The organism is Streptomyces albidoflavus (assembly GCF_000719955.1).
In the GTDB taxonomy this organism is placed as follows: Bacteria; Actinomycetota; Actinomycetes; order Streptomycetales; family Streptomycetaceae; genus Streptomyces; species Streptomyces albidoflavus.
Genome location: NZ_JOII01000109.1, coordinates 1 through 386, shown reverse-complemented (window position 1 = coordinate 386; position 386 = coordinate 1). Strand labels below are relative to the sequence as shown.

Here is a 386-nt window from a genome sequence, read left to right as displayed (position 1 = left end):
CCCTCGGGTGTGGTGCGGGCGTTCGATGCGGGTGCGGATGGGTTTGTGCCGGGGGAGGGGGTGGTGTCGGTGGTGGTGAAGTCGTTGGGTGCGGCGTTGCGTGATGGTGATCGGGTGCGGGGTGTGGTGCGGGGGAGTGCGGTGGATCCGATTGAGGTGGAGGGGTTGTCGCGGGCGTGGCGTCGGTTCACGGGGCGTTCGCAGTTCTGTGCGTTGGGGTCGGTGAAGTCGAATATCGGGCATTTGGAGCCGGCTGCGGGGTTGGCGGGGTTGGTGAAGGTGTTGTTGGCGATGGAGCATGGGGTGGTTCCGGGTTCGTTGCATGTGCGGCGGCCGAATGATCACATCCGGTTCGAGGATTCGCCGTTCTTTCTGGTGGATCGTGC

General features: G+C 65.0%; 1 protein-coding gene. It reads left to right on the top strand.

The window, feature by feature from the left end:
• Positions 1–63: 63 nt before the first annotated feature.
• Positions 64–386 (top strand): beta-ketoacyl-[acyl-carrier-protein] synthase family protein (locus tag IF45_RS31870; protein WP_256671140.1); only part of this gene is annotated, 323 nt, incomplete at its 3' end.